We start from the raw sequence: 18,399 nt of genomic DNA, 5'->3' as shown, positions 1-18,399 counted from the left end.
CATGGGACCAGGGGCTGATATGACCAGCAATACACCGATTGGCACAACCAGTGTGCCATTGGCCGATCAGGTTGTCTTGAACGCCCTTCCCTATGCGGCTGTCATCTGTGACCGAAACGGTATTGTTCTTCAGTGTAACGAGGCCATCGCGCGCCTGATTGGTGTGTCGCGCGACCGCATGATGGGCCGCAAGGCCGGCTTTCTTTCCAAGGGCCTGATCAACGATATCGAAGACGTGTTCGCATCGGGCCGCACCTGGCGCGGTGATATTGTTCTGGTTGGTGCATCACGCGAAAGCCATGTTTGCGATCTTTCGATCGCCCCGCTTGAATATTTCCAGAACAATGAAACACGTACCGCGGTTTTGATGACGCTTCTGGAAAATGATCGTCAGCAACAAGCCGAACGATCCCTGATGGAACAAACCCGCCATCAGGCCGACGCAAATGCATCAAAATCCGACTTCATCGCCAATATGGGCCATGAATTGCGTACACCGCTTAATGCAATCATCGGCAATTCCGAACTGATCGCCCAGGCCGTTCTGGGGGATATTCCCGATGGTTATCGCGACTGCGGACGCGATGTGTATGAAGCAGGCAAGCACCTGCTTGAACTTGTGAATAATGTGCTTGATGTGTCCAAGCTGTCGGCCGGGTCCATGACCCTTCAAGCCGAAGACGCCGATCTTGGCATCGTCATCAATGAAGCCGCCAAACTGGTTCGTGACGACATCACCCGTCGCAAGCACCATCTTCGGATCGACTTGCCGCAGGATGGATTTACCCTTCGCTGTGACAAGCTGAAGCTCAAGCAAATCCTGATCAATATTCTGAGCAACGCCGCGAAATTCACCCCTGATGGCGGCACGATCACGATCAATCTGACATCCACCGATGATGACGTCACTATTGCGATTGCCGACAATGGCGTTGGCATGAGCCCGAATGACATTCCGCGCGCACTTGCCCGCTTTTCACAGCTGCACCCATCCGGGGTCAAGGAAAGTGCCGGGACCGGACTTGGTCTTCCGCTGGCAAAGCTTCTGGTCGAACTGCATGGCGGCAATCTCAGCATCGAAAGCGCGCCGGGCAAAGGAACAACCGTGCGCATCACGCTGCCGCGCGGATAACCCCCTATCCCGAATATCAATACAAAAGCCCCGCATCGGTCGTCCGGTGCGGGGCTTGGTGTTTCAAGCAGCCGTGCAGACCGCACCAGTCAGTTCTGCATACTATTGCTGTTGAGCTGCTGACTGGTTGATCTGGTCGTGGCGTTGTCTGACCTCCTTGGGCCAGCGGCTTTTGATATAGGACAGGCTGGCGATGATTTCTTCATCACTCAGGACATCCTCAAACCCCGGCATGGCCGAGGTGTAACCATCCCCTGCCATTGCGGCCGGACCATATTTGGTCAAGGCAAATAGCAGGGCATCGGGGTGATGCCAGGTGTGACCGGTTTCATCATGTGGCGGCGCTGGCAGCAAACCGTCTTCACCCCGTTCGCGCCAATTGGCCTCACCTTCCAGTTTTACGCCGTGGCAGGACGCACAATTGGCGTCATAGATTTTCTTGCCAAGGGCCACGACCTTCAGATCATCGGGGTGCAATTCCACGTTCTGTTGCGGCCCGGCCTGCGGGACGAAAAAGGAAACAATTCCATACATGATGGCGGCCCCGACAGCGGCCCCCAGCACCATAACACCTTTGTTTTGCACGCTTTGGTCTCTCTCTTTTCTTTTTTGGTTCACGGGCCGCGCTTCAGCGCGCCAGATCGTTGATGATCGGACAATGCGGACGATCATCGCCATGGCAGGCATGCACAAGATCGGACAGGGTTTTCTGCAAGCTTTGCAGTTCCGAAATCTTGCGTTCGATTTCACTCAGATGGGCCTTGGCGATTTCCTTTACGTCAGACGATGCGCGGTTGCGATCCTCGTAAAGCGACAATAGGACCCGGCAATCCTCGACCGAGAATCCAAGCCCGCGCGCACGTTGCAAAAACCGCAATTTATGCAGGTCATCGTCACTGTAATCGCGATATCCGTTTTCAAGCCGCCCTGGCGTAACCAGCCCGATATCCTCGTAATAGCGGATGGTTTTCGCCGGAAGCCCGCACCGGGTTGCTGCATCGGAAATATTCATAACTTTCTCCCCGCCTTACCGCCGGACTTTCCAGCCGCGCAACGTCAAAGAGTTGCCGACCACCGAAACAGAACTGAGCGCCATGGCCGCCCCGGCAATCGCCGGGCTCAGAACGCCAAGAGCGGCAAGCGGCACACCCACCACGTTATAGGCAAAGGCCCAAAACAGGTTCTGTGCGATCTTGCGGCGCGTGGCGATCGAGATATCAATAGCCGCCGACACCAGTGCCGGATCCGACCGCATCAGGGTGATACCCGCGGTCTCCATGGCAACATCGGTACCGCCACCCATGGCAATACCAACATCGGCCGCCGCCAATGCCGGGGCATCATTGATGCCATCGCCAACCATGGCGACATGACGGCCCTGCTTGCGCAGTTTTTCGACCTCGCGCGCCTTGTCCTGCGGGCGAATACGCCCTTCTCCGCGCTCCAATCCCAATTCACGGGCAACATGGGTTGCGACATCCTGACTGTCACCAGACAACATGATGGATGAAATGCCGCGCGCCTTAAGATCGGCAATCGCCTGTTTGGCACTTTCACGAATGCGGTCTTCAAGGGTGATATAGCCCGCAAACGCACCGTCAATCGCCACCAGCACAACAGTGCGGCCTTCGCTTTCATGCTGTTTGATTTCATCGGCAATCGCCTGTTGGGGCGATGCGATACCCTGATCCTGCAACATGGCCTCTGTCCCGATTGCAACCGAATGGTTTTCGACACTGGCAAGGACACCGGCCCCGGTTTTGCCTTTGAAATCGGTGATTTCGGGGATCTGCATTTCCTCGTCACGGGCCAATGACACAATCGCACGCGCAAGCGGATGTTCGCTTGCCGCCTGCACCGCTGCAACCAGACGCAACATGTCATTGCGTTCGACCCCGTTTACCGCACGAACATCACGGACCGTCGGTGTGCCTTCGGTCAGGGTTCCGGTTTTATCGAAGATCACGGTATCAACGTTATGTGCCTGTTCAAGGGCTTCGAAATTGCGGATCAGGATCCCGTTACGCGCGGCACTGCCCGTCCCCGCAACAAGGGCGGTCGGGGTTGCCAGACCAAGCGCACAGGGACATGCGATCACCAGCACCGAAACTGCGGCAACGATGGATGCCTCTGCCCCGTAACCCATCAGCAACCAGACCGAAAGGGTCACAAGGGCGATCGCAACCACGACCGGCACAAACACCGATGAAACACGATCCACCAGTTTTTGCACCGGTGCCTTGCCTGTCTGGGCCTTTTCAACCAATCGAATGATCCGCGAAAGCGTGGTGTCATCGCCAACGGCACGTACTTCGATATCCAGTCGACCGGTGCCATTGACCGCACCACCAACAACGGCATCGCCGGGCATGCGCGCCACCGGCCGGGTTTCACCGGTAATCAGGCTTTCGTCCAGTTCGCTTTCACCGGCATTCACAGTGCCGTCGACCGGAACGCGTTCGCCCGGCAGCACACGGACAATATCCCCCACCATCAGACTTTCGATGGCGACATCCTGTTCACCGGCACCATCAACCAGTTTGCGCGCACGCCGCGGGCGCAATGCCATCAATTCACGGATCGCCGCGGACGCACCGCGTTTGGCGCGTTCTTCCATGATCTTGCCAGCCAGGATCAGGGTAATGATCGCTGCTGATGCCTCGAAATACAGATGCATGTCGCCGGGCTTGCCGACCACCATGTTATAGACACTCAGGAAATAGGCCGCCGACGTTCCCAGTGCGACAAGAACATCCATATTGGCACTGCGATGGCGCAATGCCGCCCAGGCACCTTTGTAAAACCGCTGACCAATGATGAACTGCACCGGTGTTGCCAGAACCAGTTCAAGCCAGGCCGGCAGGTGATAATTCACACCCAAGTTCATCCACACCATCTGCAACACCAGTGGCGCGGTCAGAAGTGCCGATACCGCAAGCATCACAAGTGACTTGTCAAACCGGCGCGCCTGCCCATTGTCGGCGGCGGATTGCCCGTCGGTCGCATCATTACCGCCCGTCGCGGATGTGTTGCGCGACGTTGCATGATACCCGGCATCCTCAATCGCGCGAATGACTGCTGCATCATTGACCTTGCCGGGCAACGCGTCGATATCAGCACGTTCAAGGGCGAAATTGACGCTGGCCGATGTGACGCCGGGCATCGCGGCCAAAGCCTTTTCCACGCGCAATGCACAGTTCGCACAGGTCATGCCATCAACATCAAAAGACAGCTGCTGTTGCGGAACGCTATAACCGGCATCCTTGATGGTATCTGCAATCTTTGCCGTATCAAGCTTGTTACCGTCAAAGCGGATATGGGCGGAATTCAGTGCCAGATTGACATCGACCCCGGTCACGCCATCAAGACCGGCAATCGCCTTTTCCACGCGCCCGGCACAATTGGCACAGGTCATGCCCTCAATCGGTAAACTGACCTCGTCCTGTTGCGCAGACGGTGCCTGCGATCCACTGCCTGTGCTTTCCTGGGCAGTGCCTTCTTGGGCAGCACTTCCCTGGGCGGTGTGATCGGTTGTTTCGATCCGGCTATCCATATCTTGTCACCTCAATCCGGGTTGACGGGGGGGCGCATGGCTTCAATGCCGTTTGGCGCACATCCCTGTTTGATATGGTGGAAGATAGACCTTCCAGCAACTGGAAGGTCAAGCCGAAAAGTTCCGATGCGAAAAAAGGCTGGAAAGCTTTGAATTATAATAAAAAAAAGCCCCGGACGAATTCCGGGGCTTTTGAAGCGTTGATCGCAAATTCGATCAGCCGTGCGGGTTCGGTTCCCCGGCCGCGCGGAACTGGATGTAGTTTTGCAGGCCCATCATATCGATCAGGCGGATCTGCTGTTCGATCCAGTATGCGTGATCTTCTTCGCTGTCATCAAGCAAACCAACCAGCATCTGACGGGTCTGGAAGTCGTCTTCCTTTTCCGCGATCTTGATGGCTTCCTTAAGCAGGTTGATCACGTGATATTCGTGCTCGAGATCGTTTTTCATCATCTCGGGCACGGTTTTGCCGATCTTGATCGGTTCACGCGATGCGGTGTCGGGCACGCCTTCAAGGAACAGGATACGCTCGATCAAACGTTTGGCGTGTTCAAGTTCCTCGTCCTTTTCATGGTGCATGCGCTCATACAGCGAATGCAGGCCCCAGTCGGCATACATTTCGGCATGCGTGTTGTACTGGTCGGCCGCAGACAGCTCGGCAGTCAGCTGTTTGTTCAATGCGGCAATAACCTTTTTACTACCCTTCATGGCGTTAAGCTCCTGATCTGGTTAGTCGCCGTCGCCTGAACGGCTTTGAATGTAATTTGCGATACCGACATGTTCGAGTTGCCATTCCTCGGTCTCAAGCCAGTCGACATGTTCTTCCTGTTCTTCAAGGAATTTGACCAGCAGATCACGGGTGACAAAATCTTCGGCTTTTTCGCATGCAGTGATTGCTTCGCGCAGCAGCGGCAAGGAGGCCAGTTCGAACTTCATGTCGCAACTGACGATTTCCTCGACATTTTCGCCGATCATAAGTTTATTGAGGTTCTGAAGATTGGGCAGGCCTTCAAGGAACAGAATGCGCTCGATCGTGTCATCGGCACGTTTCATTTCCTTGATGGAAAGCTTGTACTCATATTCGCCCATTTCTTCGACGCCCCAGTCGCGCAGCATCCGGGCATGCAGGAAATACTGGTTAATCGCAGTCAGCTGATTGGTCAGAATGCGATTAAGATATGTGATGATCTTGGGATCACCTTTCATCATGGCTCTCCTGATGGGTTGGGCTACCAAGATATTGGGAACAGCCCCCACCCGTTTCAAGAGAAAAACGCGCCTTTGATTACCATTATCAATAATTTAGGCGATTTCCTTAAAATTCTTCATTTACACTGCTTGATTAAAAATCATTCGCAGATTTGGGCCTGCGAATGAAAATCGCTTCGGCAAAAAACCACCCGAATGCGATCTTTTACCGCCCCTGATCCGTACGACTCGTAACCGCATTCACGCAGCCTGTACCGGGATCAAAATGCCTTCTTGTCAGACCATTCGTTTCGTATTGGGCGATCAATTGACGCGCTCTGTTTCAAGTCTCGCCGATGCAGATCCGCAGACCGATGTCATTGTCATGGCCGAACCGCGTCAGGAGGCCACCTATGTCCCCCATCACAAACAAAAGATCGTCCTGATCCTGTCGGCAATGCGCCATTTCGCAGATCAGCTGCGCCAAGAAGGCTTCATTGTCGATTATCATGACTATCAAAGCCGCCCCTGCGACAGCTTCAGCAAAGCACTACGTTCATCCCTTGATCAGTATAATTGCCGGAAAATCATCATCACCGAGCCCGGGGAACGGCGGGTTCGCAAGGAAATAGAGGGCTGGGAAACGCAATTTGATGCGGAACTTGAAATTCGCCCCGATGACCGGTTCTTTGCAACACTTGGCGCTTTCGAGGATTTTGCACGCGATCGCAAAGAATTGCGGATGGAATATTTCTATCGCGGGCTGCGGCGTGAAAGCGGCATTCTGATGGAACCCGATGGCAAGCCGGTCGGTGGCAAATGGAACTTTGACCACGACAATCGCAAACGCCTGCCCGACGATGTGGCACCGCCTGAACCAGTGTCCTTTGCACCAGATCAGATAACCCGCGATCTTCTGGAATGCGTTGACACAGATTTCCCCGATGCCATTGGGGATGCCCGTTCATTTGGATGGGCGGTGACACGCGATGATGCGCTGGCTGTACTTGATCATTTCATCACCACCCGCCTGCCCCGCTTTGGTGATTATCAGGATGCGATGACGGTCAAAAGTGCGACCGTTTATCACGCCCTGATCAGTCCCTATCTCAATATCGGATTGCTGTTGCCAGACGAAGTCTGCCGGGCGGCAGAGCGTGCCTATCATGACGGCACAGCGCCCCTGAATGCGGTCGAAGGCTTTATTCGGCAGATTCTGGGCTGGCGGGAATATGTGCGCGGTCTTTACTGGTTCATGGGCCCGGATTACGCCACGCGCAATCATTTCAATGCCAGCCGGGCACTGCCGACCTTTTTCTGGGACGGGAACGTTTCGCTGAACTGTTTGCGTCATGCAATCGGCGAAACGCTGGACAATGCCTATGCCCATCATATTCAGCGCCTGATGGTGATTGGTAACTTTTCCCTGCTTGCCGGTCTGTCCGTCAAGGATGTGTGCGATTGGTATCTGGCTGTTTATATTGATGCTTTTGAATGGGTTGAATTGCCAAACACCCTGGGCATGGCACTTTATGCCGATGGCGGAGTCATGGCGTCCAAACCCTATGCGGCCAGCGGAAAATACATCGATCGCATGTCGGACTATTGTCAGGGATGCGAATTCAATCCGCGCAAAAACACCGGGCCGGACGCCTGCCCGTTTAATGCGCTTTACTGGCATTTTCTGGATCGCAATGCCGATACGCTTGGCAACAATCCCCGCCTTGGCATGCCATATCGTAACTGGGCCCGGATGAAAGACGAGACAAAGCGTGACCTGATCACACAGGCCGAACAGTTCCTGAACCGTCTTGATAAAGGTGATTTTTCAAATCAGCCAAAGCAGGCAACACTGTTTTAAATCCCGGAAATCGCCCGAAATCCTGGCGGGTTTCCCCGTCCGAACCAGAACGGCAAGCTGATGGCAGGAAAGGCTGCCCTGGACTGGACGCCAAAAGACAGAATTACCAAAAGACGAAACTGTCGCCCAAAACACAAAAAGCCGGACTGATGTCCGGCTTCCGCATTGGCAATCCCGATGAACGGGTGCCTAAAGTGCGCTGGCGTTATGCAATCGCGTCACGAGCTGCTTTACGAGCAACGTCTTTGATCTGCCAGTGAGAAATACCGACATCATCAAGATCGCGCTTATCGAGGCCGTAAAGTTCATTCGCAACCGAGCGTGCATAGGCCCAACGGCGAACAGCAACAAGAATACTGGACAGGAACATGTTGAACCTCCTTGGGTTACAAAATTCGAATGCTGCCTTGGAGCTCACCTCCAACTGTCTGGCGCATTCACCTCAGTAGTTTCGCAATGCAATATGCCCAAGGGTCACTCAATCCTCAATTGCCAAAGTTTGCATATCATCTGTTCCATTTTGTCACATATAAACCCGCGACTACGGCTGATCGGCCACGAAATCCCGAAGTTATGCATATTTCACAGGTGTTTTCAGCCAACGGACGCCCCGCCAAAACGCACCGCGACGCGGCAAAAGATTGGCAATCACCGGCAATATCAGCTTTATTTTGACGGAAATGACGTCTGTTTTCGCGAAATTGATGACCGATTTGACGTCGGGCAAACAGGATCACCCGTTTTGTCGACCTACAACAGATCAGTCAAAACCGGCAAATGGCGTAAAACAGGTTTCATTTGTGCCGGATCACATCGTAAACCATACCAATATGCTTGAATTTTCCGGCACTTGTGACGGTCCGGAACATCTTTGATGCTGACAAACGCTCTAATTGTTTTTGCTGCCCTGCAATATGGTGATTGGCTACCAAATTATTTTTGTAACAGATTGTTTCAGTTCGCATTCTGGAAACGCCCTGTTACAGTTTTGTGGATGCATTGAACGGTCTCTCACAGCATGTTGTCGCTGCAAATGGTTCAAAGCCAGGGAGGAAACCTAAATGTATCTGCGCAAAACCATCCTCGCCACCGGTGTGGCGATTTCTGCACTCGCAACCGCAAGCTTTGCACATGCAGAGCCGACCGCTGAAGTTCTGCACTGGTGGACTTCGGGCGGCGAAGCGAAAGCTGTTGCTGCACTTAAAGAAGATTTCGAAGCCAAAGGCGGCAAATGGGTCGATAGCCCGGTTGCTGGTGGTGGCGGCGATGCGGCCATGACCGTTCTGCGTTCGCGCGTTCTGTCTGGTGACGCACCGGCTGCTGTTCAGCTTAAAGGTCCGGCGATCCAGGATTGGGCCGAACAGGGTGCGCTTGCTGATCTCAATGACGTTGCCGAAGCAGAAGGCTGGGACAAGGTTATCCCGCCGGCGATTCAGGACGTCATGAAGTATGAAGGCGACTATGTTGCTGTTCCGGTAAACATTCACCGTGTTGACTGGATCTGGGCAAACCCGACCCTTCTGGCAAAAGTCGGCGCGACCGAAGCCCCGAAAACCTGGGACGAGTTCAACGCCCTTGCTGACAAACTCAAAGCTGCCGGTATTACCCCGGTTGCTCATGGTGGTCAGCCGTGGCAGGACGCAACCGTCTTTGAAACCGTCGTTCTTGGCCTTGGCGGCCCGGAATTCTTCCAGAAAGCCCTGGTTGATCTCGACGAAGACGCCCTGAAATCCGACACCATGAAAGCGGTGTTCGACCAGATGCGTAAAATCCGCGGTTATGTCGATGCCGACTTCCCGGGTCGTGACTGGAACCTTGCAACCGCAATGGTCATGAATGGCGAAGCGGCCATGCAGATCATGGGTGACTGGGCAAAAGGCGAATTCCTTGCTGCTGGCAAAGTACCGGGCAAAGACTTCATCTGCTCGGCAACCCCGTCGGAGCACGGCTACCTGTTCAACGTTGACAGCTTTGCAATGTTCAACGTTTCGGGTGACGACAAGGTCGAAGGCCAGAAACTGCTTGCTGAACTGATCGTTGGCGAGAAGTTCCAGGAAACCTTCAACCTTCTCAAAGGTTCGATCCCGGCACGTCTTGGTGTTTCGCTCGACAAGTTCGACGATTGCGCCAAGAAATCCGAAGCTGACCTTCTGGCAGCCCAGGAAGCTGGTGGCTTCCTGCCGTCCATGGCACACGGCATGGCACTTCGCGGCCACCTGTCCGGTGCGATCGTTGACGTTGTCACCGCCCACTTCAACTCCGACATGTCGTCTGACGAAGCCGTCTCGCGTCTGGTCGAAGCTGTTGAACTGGCCAAAGACTAATCTCACCTGATCTGAACAGTCTTATCGACTGAATCGTATGCAGGCCCCGGTTTCCGGGGCCTGCTTCCCGCTACTTTAACTTTTGAGGCAAAGGGTATGGGGGCTTCTCAAAGCACCGAAAGCAACCTGACGGCCCGCATCCAGCGTCATCTTTCCAAGATCGTTGTTGCACCGTCCTTTGCTGCGTCCCTGTTTTTCGTTTACGGGTTCATCCTGTGGACGGGCTATATGGCGTTTTCCAAGTCGCGCATGCTTCCTGTATGGGATTGGGCAGGCCTGCGACAGTATGAACGCCTGTGGCAAATGGAACGCTGGCATGTTGCCATTGAAAACCTTCTGGTCTTTGGCGGTCTGTTTATCGTGACCTGCCTGATCATCGGGTGCCTCTTGGCAGTTCTTCTCGATCAGCGTATTCGCGCCGAAGGCGCACTTCGCACGATCTTCCTGTATCCGATGGCCCTGTCCTTCATTGTGACCGGTACCGTCTGGAAATGGCTTCTCAATCCGGGCCTTGGCCTTGAAAGCATGATGCATGATTTTGGCTGGACGAGCTTCAAGTTCGACTGGCTGGTCAATTCGGACATGGCGATCTACACGGTTGTGATCGCGGCTGTCTGGCAGGCATCTGGCTTTGTCATGGCAATGTTCCTTGCGGCATTGCGCGGCGTCGATCAGGACATCATTCGCGCAGCCTATATGGACGGTGCCAGCCTGCCCCGTATCTATTTCGGCATTATCATTCCGTCGATCCGCCCGGTTTTCCTGAGTGCGATCGTCGTTCTGGCCCATCTGGCCGTCAAAAGCTTTGACCTGGTCATCGCCCTTACGGGTGGCGGTCCGGGTTACGCATCGGATCTTCCGGCAACCTTCATGTACACCATGGCATTCCAGCGCAACCAGCTTGGTGTTGGCGCGGCCAGTGCAATGATGATGCTGGCAACCGTTATGGCAATCATTGTGCCGTACCTGTATTCCGAACTGCGCGGAGGCAAGAAAAATGGCTGATCTTCAGACCTATAGCCACGACGCAGGCTGGAAAAACACGGTGCTGCGCGGCTTGCTCTATCTCGTTTTGATCCTGTTCGCAGCCTATTATCTGTTCCCGCTGATTGTCATGATTTCAACATCGTTGAAGTCGCTTGACGAAATCCGCGAAGGATCACTGATTTCGCTGCCGCGGGTGGTGACGTTTGATGCATGGAATTATGCATGGAACGAAGCCTGCGTCGGTGTGGAATGCACCGGGATCAAAGTCTATTTCTGGAACTCGGTCAAAATGGCGATCCCCGCCGTTCTGATTTCGACCTTCCTTGGTGCGATCAACGGATATGCACTGACCAAATGGCGGTTCAAGGGTGCCAACATCGTGTTTGCACTCCTGCTGTTTGGGTGCTTCATTCCGTTCCAGGTCGTTCTGCTGCCGATGTCACAGGTTCTTGGCAAGCTTGGCCTTGCCAGCTCGACCCCGGGCCTTGTTATGGTCCATGTCGTTTACGGCCTTTGCTTCACCACCCTGTTCTTCCGGAACTATTACGTATCGATCCCGGATGAACTGGTAAAGGCAGCCACCATTGACGGTGCGGGTTTCTTCACCATTTTCTGGCGCATCATTCTGCCGATTTCGACCCCGATCATCGTGGTTTCGGTCATCTGGCAGTTCACCCAGATCTGGAATGACTTCCTCTTTGGCGCGTCCTTTGCCTCTGGCGAAAACGCTCCGATGACAGTCGCACTCAACAATATCGTCAACACCACTACCGGCGTGAAACAGTACAATGTCGATATGGCAGCAGCCCTGCTGACCGGTCTTCCGACATTGCTGGTTTATGTCCTGGCAGGCAAATACTTCGTCCGCGGCCTGACCGCCGGTTCGGTGAAGGGATAAGCAAATGGCATCACTCACCCTCGATAAAGTTCGCAAGGCCTTTGGCCCTGTCGAAGTTCTCAAGGAAATCAATCTGGCAATCGAAGATGGCGAGTTTCTCGTCCTTGTCGGTCCGTCGGGTTGCGGTAAATCGACCCTTCTGAACCTGATTGCCGGTCTGGAAAGCTCGACCGGCGGGGAAATCCGCATCGGTGACCGCGTCATCAACGACGTACACCCCAAAGACCGTAACATCGCCATGGTGTTCCAGTCTTATGCGCTGTACCCGAACATGACGGTTCGCAAGAACATCACCTTTGGTCTGGAAATCCGCGGTGTGTCGGCACAGGAACGTGACAAGGCCGTTGCCGATGTCGCCAAGCTGCTTCAGATCGAGCCGCTTCTGGATCGCAAACCGTCCCAGCTTTCGGGTGGTCAGCGGCAGCGCGTTGCCATGGGCCGTGCGCTTGTGCGTGATCCGGACATCTTCCTGTTTGACGAACCGCTTTCCAACCTTGATGCCAAGCTGCGCGTTGATATGCGGACCGAAATCAAGAAGCTGCATCAGCGTCTTGGTTCGACCATCGTTTACGTGACCCATGACCAGATCGAGGCCATGACACTGGCATCGCGCATCGCGGTCATGAAAGGCGGTATTCTTCAGCAGTTCGATACGCCGCAAAACATCTATGAGCGCCCCAACAACATGTTTGTTGCCGGCTTCATCGGTTCGCCATCCATGAACTTTGTTGATGCGACCCTGATCGACAATGGCGGCAAGCTTGCCGTTTCCATCGAACGTGATGGCGGTCCGATTACCCTGCCGCTGTTCGAAGCACCGGAAAGCTACAAGGCCTATGTCGGCAAGAAAGTCGTCTTTGGCATCCGTCCGGAAGGCCTGACACACAAGCGTACCGGCTCAGACGAACCGGGGAGCCAGTATGTCAACTTCGACAGCAAGGTCGAAGTGATCGAACCGACCGGTGCCGACACCATGACGGTGATCGACATTGCCGGCAAAGAAATCGTCGCACGTGTCCGTCCGGACCGCGCACCGACACCGGGCGAGAGCATGACCTTCTCGGCCGACATGTCTCAGATCAGTCTGTTTGACCCGGAAACCGAGTTGCGGATCTGATCTGATTGGCGGGTGGTTCTGGGGGCCACCCGCCATTCTTCTTTTACCGGTGTGTCAAACCCGCCGGTCATGAAAAAAGCGGCCCGAATATGCGGACCGCTTTTTTTGTTTCTGCCATCCGGTTCAGTTGGGCACGATGATCCGCCGCGGCAGCGATATGGTGACCTCAAGCCCCTTGCCCGGCATATTGCGCAGGCTGATCCGTCCGTCATGGGCGTCAATCACGGTTTTGACGATCGACAGTCCAAGCCCGCTGCCCCCGGTACTGCGCGCACGCGATCCTTCGACACGATAGAATGGCAGGAAAACCTTGTCCTGATGTTCGACCGGAATGCCCGGCCCCTCGTCACGGATGGTCACCAGAACATTGTCCGCTGTTGCTTCCAGACTGACCTTGGCGCGATGGCCGTATTTCAGGGCATTTTCAATCAGGTTGGTAAAGGCGCGTTTCAATGTCCCCGGTCGGCAGGTCAATCGAATGCTGCGTTTGCCATCAAATGAATGGGGCTCGTCCCCACCGCCAAACACCGTATGAACCGATGAAAATTGTAATGGCTGCGGACCGTCGAAACTGACAGGACGGCCAAGATCGGCATAGTCATCGCAAATCGCTTCAAGCACGGAAACGAAATCAACGGTGCGTTCTTCTTCTTTCTGAATCCAGTCGCCCAGGAAATCGAGCGCATCATTCAAAAGACCGTCCATTTCATCCAGATCGCGCAGAACGGTTTCGCGCAATTCATCATTTTCAATGAATTCGGCCCGCAGACGAAGGCGGGTACTCGGTGTGCGCAAATCATGCGAAATCGCTGCCAGCATGCGCGTACGATCGCCCAGCATGCGTGAAATCCGTTCGCGCAAATCGTTATAGGCCGCGGCCATTGACCGGGCTTCGGTCGGGCCGCGTTCTTCGACCGGCGGGCCATCGACCTCGTCCCCATGGGCAATGATTGCTGCGGTCAGCTTTTTGAACGGTCCGGCCAGCAAATCGGCAAGGGCGGCAAAGACGGCCAGAACCGCAACCACCCCCATCAGAAACATCAGAAACACAAGCGATGGCGATGAATAGCTGGCCCATAATTCATCATGACTGATCAAAAGCCGCTTGCCCGACGGCATCATGATTTCAAGCTGGGCTTCCAGTCCCAGACGCGCCATTTCGCGCGACAATTCTGCAAAAAACAGGCTGGGATTTTCGGTTGCCTCGATGGTGGCACGTTGTTCGGAACTCAGGCGCCCGCGCAGGAAATGGACCTTGACCGATGTCGGCCAACCGGTATTGGCCAGTCGCACCGGCATGGCGATATGTTGTGCCGGCCTTGAAAACAAAAGCAACGTGCCAAGATCATCGGCTGGCAAGATGCGCAATGCCATGCCATCGCGCGCCGCAATATCGACGATATTGGCTTCGAATTCGGGATTGTCGGCAATGCGGGCCAGCTCACGGATGGTAAAGCCCAGCGTATAGGCCCGGCTGATCCGCTCGTTGCGTTCAATGACATAATAGGATGCCAGCGCACTCAGCACGGCAATGATCACGCCGCCCAGCATCATCAGCATAAAGATCCGCCCACCCAAGGTACGCGGTTTGTAGCGTCTTAGATAATCACTGAACTGTGCGAACATGTCCGCCATCACACAGTCCTAAAGCGTCTGTGTATCGGCGCAGAACTGATACCCGATCCCGCGAACGGTTTTGATCAGTTTGGGATTTTTCGCATCTTTTTCGATCTTGCGCCGCAGACGGCTGATCTGGATGTCGATGCTGCGATCAAATGGCAGTGAACTTTGCCCGCGGACAATATCAACAAGCTGTTCACGCGACAGCGCCCGCTTGTTGTTTTTCACCAGTGCCAGCAACAATGAAAATTCACCGGTCGACAGATGCACCGCCACATTGTCGGCATCGCGCAATTCACGCGATCCGATATCCAATGTCCATTCACCGAAAATAATACGCTGGGTCGGGGCGACTTCATTGTCGGTCGGCCCGACGGCACCGGTTTCAAACCGGCGAAACACCGCCCGGATACGGGCCAGAAGTTCGCGGGGATTGAACGGTTTGGTCAAATAGTCATCCGCACCAAGTTCAAGTCCCAGAATACGGTCGGTATCCTCACCCACCGCTGTCAGCATCACGATCGGCACCTTGGATGTGCGCCGGACATCCCGGCATAACGCAAACCCGTCTTCGCCCGGCAGCATGATGTCCAGAATGACCAGATCAATCTTCCAGTCGCGCAAGGCACGGTGCATCTCGTTGCCGTCCGAAACGGTCGTGATGCGAAAACCATGCTGCAGCAGGAACTTTTTCAAAAGCTTCTGGATTTCCTGATCATCATCGACAACCAGAATATGAGGTTCACGTCGCGTAGTCAGAGTCCCGAACTCCCCTTTATCAATCGGTCATGTTCCTGACCGTGCGCGGAGTTTAGTCCATATTGCCTTCGGATTGAAACATTTTACCATGACCTGATCATAAAAGAAAAAGCCGGGCTGAACCCGGCTTTCCCTGTATCTGCCCGATGCGTCACACCGGATTTTATTTCAGGTCATAGACCTTGGTGCTGCCCGATACTTCGGATGCAATCACCAGCATGGCATTCCCGGTCGGGCTGTCCTTGGCATCAACGAACTGCATGCCTTCGGGTGCCAGTTCGCCTGCGGTGTCTGCTTCGGGATTGCCCGAGAAACGGCGATCACTGTGATAGGTGACAAATTGCGGGTTGGCCGGATTGCTCAGGTCATAGACCATAAATCCGCCCTGCCGTTCCAGTCCGATAAAGGCATAGGGAACGCCGTTGACATACCCCGCAGCAATGCCTTCAGGTTCCGGGCCTTTGTCGTCGGAACGATTGTCACGGCTGTAATTTTCGGTGTCAGAGGAATTAAAGACATTGGCGTATTTCGCCGCCAGCACCTGCTCGAACGCATCGCCACTATCAAAGACCATCTCGCCGCTGGCATTCAGAACCGAGAATGACCGCGCGCCATAGCTGTAAATAACGTCAACATCCCCGTCACCATCGGTGTCACCCTGTGCGGTGGTCGTTTTCAACCGGCCAAGATTTTCGTCTTTCTGAAGAGTGTCGGCATTCGGGAAGGCCACCGGGTCAAGGGTCAGTTTGCCAACCCGGGTTTCTTCGCTGTAACCGTCATAGTCACGGGAATCGCCTTCGTTGGCGATCAGGATCCAGTCCTTGCCGCCAATTTCAATCGCATCAATGGTATCGGGCATATACATGCCCATCACCGGCCAGGTGCGGATATTGATCTTGCCGTCCTTGTCACTGGCATCAAAGGCATGCACCGAATGGTCCTTGAAACCAAGACCGGCCACATGTTTGACCGTCGCGGTTTCGATATCGATGATGGCGACGGCATTGTTTTCCTGAAGCGACACATAGGCGGTCTTGCTGTCGCCTGAAACAGCAATGTATTCCGGCTCGATATCCTGGGCGACGCTTGACGTACCCGGGTTGGATGTCCGCATGCCGTATGGCAGTTCCGCATCATTCAGGAACTTGAAGCCAACCGTGCGCACATCGGCATCGCTCAAACCATCGACACCACCGGCAATCGAAATGATTGAAACGCTGCCTTCCGGGTCGTTGGTGAATGCGTCATTGGGTTCGCCTTCATTGGCAACAAGGACATATTTGCCATCGGGTGAAAACTTGATCATGTCGGGCAATGCACCGACTGTTACCGATGCGATAAAGTTGCCTTCGGTATCAAAAAACACCGCCTTGCCCGGGGCCTGCTTGTCTTCATTCTCGACCGCGACGGCAACGATCCCGTTTTTCACCGCAACACTGTTTGCGCCCTTGCCCCAGGTCGCAAGTTCAAGTGCGCCAAGCTTGGAAAGCTTGTCGGGGTTTGACATATCAAGGATATCAATCGCCTTGTCCGCGCCATTGACGACAAAGATGCGTTTGGACAACGGGTCAAATGCCGGGATTTCTGCGGCACCCTCATCGAGCATGCCGGTGCGATATTCGCCCATCGGCACAATCGTGATCGGGTGTGCGCCCGCGTTGGTAACACTGTTGGTCATCATCGCGTGATCTGGTGTAGTACCGGCACAGGCCGTCAAAAGTACGGAAATAGCAGCAGTTGCCATCAATGAAGAACGCATAATTCCCCCTTGGTAAATGGTTCGACAGATCAGACAACCTGCTGATTTGCTGTAACGGTTTGATGACCCGGGCGTGACAGTTTCATAAATATCTTGTGGCAGTGACTGCTCCAACCCGCCCCGTCTTGCGTATCAGAATCAAACCGCTGAATTGTCGCAACACCACATCATCGGGGCTGTCAGATGAAATCAATCCGCATCGCCATCATCGGCGCAGGCATGACCGGACTGAAAGCTGCAAGCACTTTGCACAAGGTCGGAATGGACGTCACCGTCTTTGAAAAAAGCCGTGGTCTGGGCGGGCGACTGGCATCACGGCGAACCGATTTTGGTCATTTCAATCACGGTGCGCAATATGTTACCGCTCGTCATCCCGGTTTTGCCGCCTATCTGGAACAGGCCGCATCGCATAACGCCGCCCAGAACTGGAAACCGAACCTGCATCATGGCGACATTCCCGCCATGCAAAGTGCCGGGAACCTTGCGCTTGATCACTGGTATCAGGGCGCGCCGCAAATGAACAAACTGATCAGCCCTCTTGTCGATGCCTTTGCCATTCACAAACAGCACCGCATCACCAGGATTGAACAGCTTGATCGCAAAAGCTTTGTCCTTCATGACGATCTCGACGGCGAATTCGGCCCGTTTGACGGGGTTATCGTAACGGCTCCTGCCCCGCAGACGGCTGAATTGTTGCGGCCACTTTCACCGCGTTATGACGCGATTGGTGACGTGGTTACCGCACCATGCTGGGCGGTGATGGCGGCCTTTGAACAGCCACTTCCGACAGCATTTGATGCCATGCTGCATCCATCCCCGGCAATCAGTTGGGCAGCGCGCAGCACACAGTCAGATGATCTGTTCCACCGGCGCTGTCCCGACCCATGGGTTCTTCATGCCAGTCCGCAATGGTCGCGCGACCATCTTGAAGATGACAAGGACCGGGTGATTGAAAACCTTCTGGCTGCCCTGCGCGATGTGAGTGGCGTCAAACTGCCGCAATTGCATTCGGTGCAGGCCCATCGCTGGCGCTATGCGCGCACCGAACGGCCACTGGGTTCAAGCCATCTGAACGGTATGAACGGGCGCGTGATCGCCGCCGGGGACTGGTGTCTTGGTGCCCGGGTCGAAGCCGCATGGCGCAGCGGTCAGTCTGCCGCCCATGCGATGATTGAAACCCTGATCGGATAAATACGACCCG

General features: G+C 54.7%; 16 protein-coding genes. 7 read left to right on the top strand and 9 right to left on the bottom strand.

Translation table 11 applies throughout. The features are described 5' to 3' along the window. The first annotated feature begins 19 nt into the window (after positions 1-19). Entirely contained in the window at positions 20-1,132 is a 1,113-nt protein-coding gene (locus SIB88_RS11780; protein WP_287464930.1) for a PAS domain-containing sensor histidine kinase, read from the top strand. 102 nt (positions 1,133-1,234) lie between these two features. On the opposite strand, the gene SIB88_RS11775 is transcribed toward SIB88_RS11780, so the two are convergent. From SIB88_RS11775 to bfr (SIB88_RS11755), 5 genes are all read right to left on the bottom strand, one after another. Beyond that, a complete protein-coding gene (locus SIB88_RS11775; protein WP_228195587.1) occupies positions 1,235-1,717 on the bottom strand; it encodes a c-type cytochrome in 483 nt (160 codons plus the stop codon). A gap of 43 nt (positions 1,718-1,760) precedes the next feature. Next, entirely contained in the window at positions 1,761-2,144 is a 384-nt protein-coding gene (gene cueR / locus SIB88_RS11770; protein WP_068518899.1) for a Cu(I)-responsive transcriptional regulator, read from the bottom strand. A 15-nt stretch (positions 2,145-2,159) separates the two neighbouring features. Next, positions 2,160-4,685, bottom strand: coding sequence for a heavy metal translocating P-type ATPase (locus tag SIB88_RS11765; protein WP_412558143.1), 2,526 nt, complete (start codon positions 4,683-4,685; stop codon positions 2,160-2,162). Positions 4,686-4,901: 216 nt separating this feature from the next. After that, complete coding sequence (gene bfr / locus SIB88_RS11760; protein ID WP_068518898.1) at positions 4,902-5,393, bottom strand: bacterioferritin; 492 nt, start codon at positions 5,391-5,393, stop codon at positions 4,902-4,904. A gap of 21 nt (positions 5,394-5,414) precedes the next feature. After that, complete coding sequence (gene bfr / locus SIB88_RS11755; RefSeq protein ID WP_068518897.1) at positions 5,415-5,891, bottom strand: bacterioferritin; 477 nt, start codon at positions 5,889-5,891, stop codon at positions 5,415-5,417. A gap of 268 nt (positions 5,892-6,159) precedes the next feature. Between bfr (SIB88_RS11755) and SIB88_RS11750 the strand changes: the two genes are divergently transcribed. Then, entirely contained in the window at positions 6,160-7,734 is a 1,575-nt protein-coding gene (locus SIB88_RS11750) for a cryptochrome/photolyase family protein (RefSeq protein ID WP_412558142.1), read from the top strand. Between the two features lie 205 nt (positions 7,735-7,939). On the opposite strand, the gene SIB88_RS11745 is transcribed toward SIB88_RS11750, so the two are convergent. Further along, the gene (locus SIB88_RS11745) at positions 7,940-8,104 is read right to left on the bottom strand and encodes a DUF1127 domain-containing protein (protein ID WP_114097336.1); all 165 of its coding nucleotides are present in this window, start codon (positions 8,102-8,104) and stop codon (positions 7,940-7,942) included. Positions 8,105-8,795: 691 nt separating this feature from the next. On the opposite strand from SIB88_RS11745, the gene SIB88_RS11740 reads away from it, so the two are divergent. The 4 genes from SIB88_RS11740 (at position 8,796) to SIB88_RS11725 (ending at position 13,060) form a co-directional block, all read left to right on the top strand. Then, positions 8,796-10,058: an ABC transporter substrate-binding protein gene (locus tag SIB88_RS11740; RefSeq protein WP_068518894.1), complete on the top strand. Its 1,263-nt coding sequence runs from the start codon at positions 8,796-8,798 to the stop codon at positions 10,056-10,058. A 96-nt stretch (positions 10,059-10,154) separates the two neighbouring features. After that, on the top strand, positions 10,155-11,063 hold the full coding sequence (locus tag SIB88_RS11735; RefSeq protein ID WP_068518893.1) for a carbohydrate ABC transporter permease: 909 nt from the start codon (positions 10,155-10,157) through the stop codon (positions 11,061-11,063). After that, positions 11,056-11,943, top strand: coding sequence for a carbohydrate ABC transporter permease (locus SIB88_RS11730; RefSeq protein WP_068518892.1), 888 nt, complete (start codon positions 11,056-11,058; stop codon positions 11,941-11,943). The genes SIB88_RS11735 and SIB88_RS11730 overlap by 8 nt, the downstream gene beginning before the upstream one ends. A gap of 4 nt (positions 11,944-11,947) precedes the next feature. After that, positions 11,948-13,060: an ABC transporter ATP-binding protein gene (locus SIB88_RS11725; protein WP_068518891.1), complete on the top strand. Its 1,113-nt coding sequence runs from the start codon at positions 11,948-11,950 to the stop codon at positions 13,058-13,060. A gap of 123 nt (positions 13,061-13,183) precedes the next feature. On the opposite strand, the gene SIB88_RS11720 is transcribed toward SIB88_RS11725, so the two are convergent. From SIB88_RS11720 to SIB88_RS11710, 3 genes are all read right to left on the bottom strand, one after another. Next, positions 13,184-14,695: a sensor histidine kinase gene (locus tag SIB88_RS11720; protein WP_412558141.1), complete on the bottom strand. Its 1,512-nt coding sequence runs from the start codon at positions 14,693-14,695 to the stop codon at positions 13,184-13,186. A 9-nt stretch (positions 14,696-14,704) separates the two neighbouring features. After that, positions 14,705-15,439 carry a response regulator gene (locus SIB88_RS11715; RefSeq protein WP_068517415.1) on the bottom strand — a complete coding sequence of 245 codons (735 nt, stop codon included), beginning with the start codon at positions 15,437-15,439 and terminating at the stop codon, positions 14,705-14,707. Between the two features lie 163 nt (positions 15,440-15,602). Beyond that, complete coding sequence (locus tag SIB88_RS11710; protein ID WP_412558140.1) at positions 15,603-17,198, bottom strand: choice-of-anchor I family protein; 1,596 nt, start codon at positions 17,196-17,198, stop codon at positions 15,603-15,605. A gap of 183 nt (positions 17,199-17,381) precedes the next feature. On the opposite strand from SIB88_RS11710, the gene SIB88_RS11705 reads away from it, so the two are divergent. Further along, a complete protein-coding gene (locus SIB88_RS11705; protein ID WP_412558139.1) occupies positions 17,382-18,389 on the top strand; it encodes an NAD(P)/FAD-dependent oxidoreductase in 1,008 nt (335 codons plus the stop codon). Positions 18,390-18,399 lie beyond the last annotated feature (10 nt).

This window comes from Thalassospira sp. MIT121401 (assembly GCF_047125595.1).
Classification (GTDB): domain Bacteria; phylum Pseudomonadota; class Alphaproteobacteria; order Rhodospirillales; family Thalassospiraceae; genus Thalassospira; species Thalassospira povalilytica.
Note: the sequence above shows the minus strand (reverse complement) of the source record. Positions and strands in the feature narration are given on the sequence as shown.

Coding starts and splice junctions, on each gene's coding strand:
- SIB88_RS11780 (WP_287464930.1), top strand. CDS start 20: ATGACCAGCAATACACCGATTGGCACAACCAGTGTGCCATTGGCCGAT.
- cueR (WP_068518899.1), bottom strand. CDS start 2,144: ATGAATATTTCCGATGCAGCAACCCGGTGCGGGCTTCCGGCGAAAACC.
- SIB88_RS11765 (WP_412558143.1), bottom strand. CDS start 4,685: ATGGATAGCCGGATCGAAACAACCGATCACACCGCCCAGGGAAGTGCT.
- bfr (WP_068518898.1), bottom strand. CDS start 5,393: ATGAAGGGTAGTAAAAAGGTTATTGCCGCATTGAACAAACAGCTGACT.
- bfr (WP_068518897.1), bottom strand. CDS start 5,891: ATGAAAGGTGATCCCAAGATCATCACATATCTTAATCGCATTCTGACC.
- SIB88_RS11750 (WP_412558142.1), top strand. CDS start 6,160: ATGCCTTCTTGTCAGACCATTCGTTTCGTATTGGGCGATCAATTGACG.
- SIB88_RS11745 (WP_114097336.1), bottom strand. CDS start 8,104: ATGTTCCTGTCCAGTATTCTTGTTGCTGTTCGCCGTTGGGCCTATGCA.
- SIB88_RS11740 (WP_068518894.1), top strand. CDS start 8,796: ATGTATCTGCGCAAAACCATCCTCGCCACCGGTGTGGCGATTTCTGCA.
- SIB88_RS11735 (WP_068518893.1), top strand. CDS start 10,155: ATGGGGGCTTCTCAAAGCACCGAAAGCAACCTGACGGCCCGCATCCAG.
- SIB88_RS11730 (WP_068518892.1), top strand. CDS start 11,056: ATGGCTGATCTTCAGACCTATAGCCACGACGCAGGCTGGAAAAACACG.
- SIB88_RS11725 (WP_068518891.1), top strand. CDS start 11,948: ATGGCATCACTCACCCTCGATAAAGTTCGCAAGGCCTTTGGCCCTGTC.
- SIB88_RS11720 (WP_412558141.1), bottom strand. CDS start 14,695: ATGGCGGACATGTTCGCACAGTTCAGTGATTATCTAAGACGCTACAAA.
- SIB88_RS11710 (WP_412558140.1), bottom strand. CDS start 17,198: ATGCGTTCTTCATTGATGGCAACTGCTGCTATTTCCGTACTTTTGACG.
- SIB88_RS11705 (WP_412558139.1), top strand. CDS start 17,382: ATGAAATCAATCCGCATCGCCATCATCGGCGCAGGCATGACCGGACTG.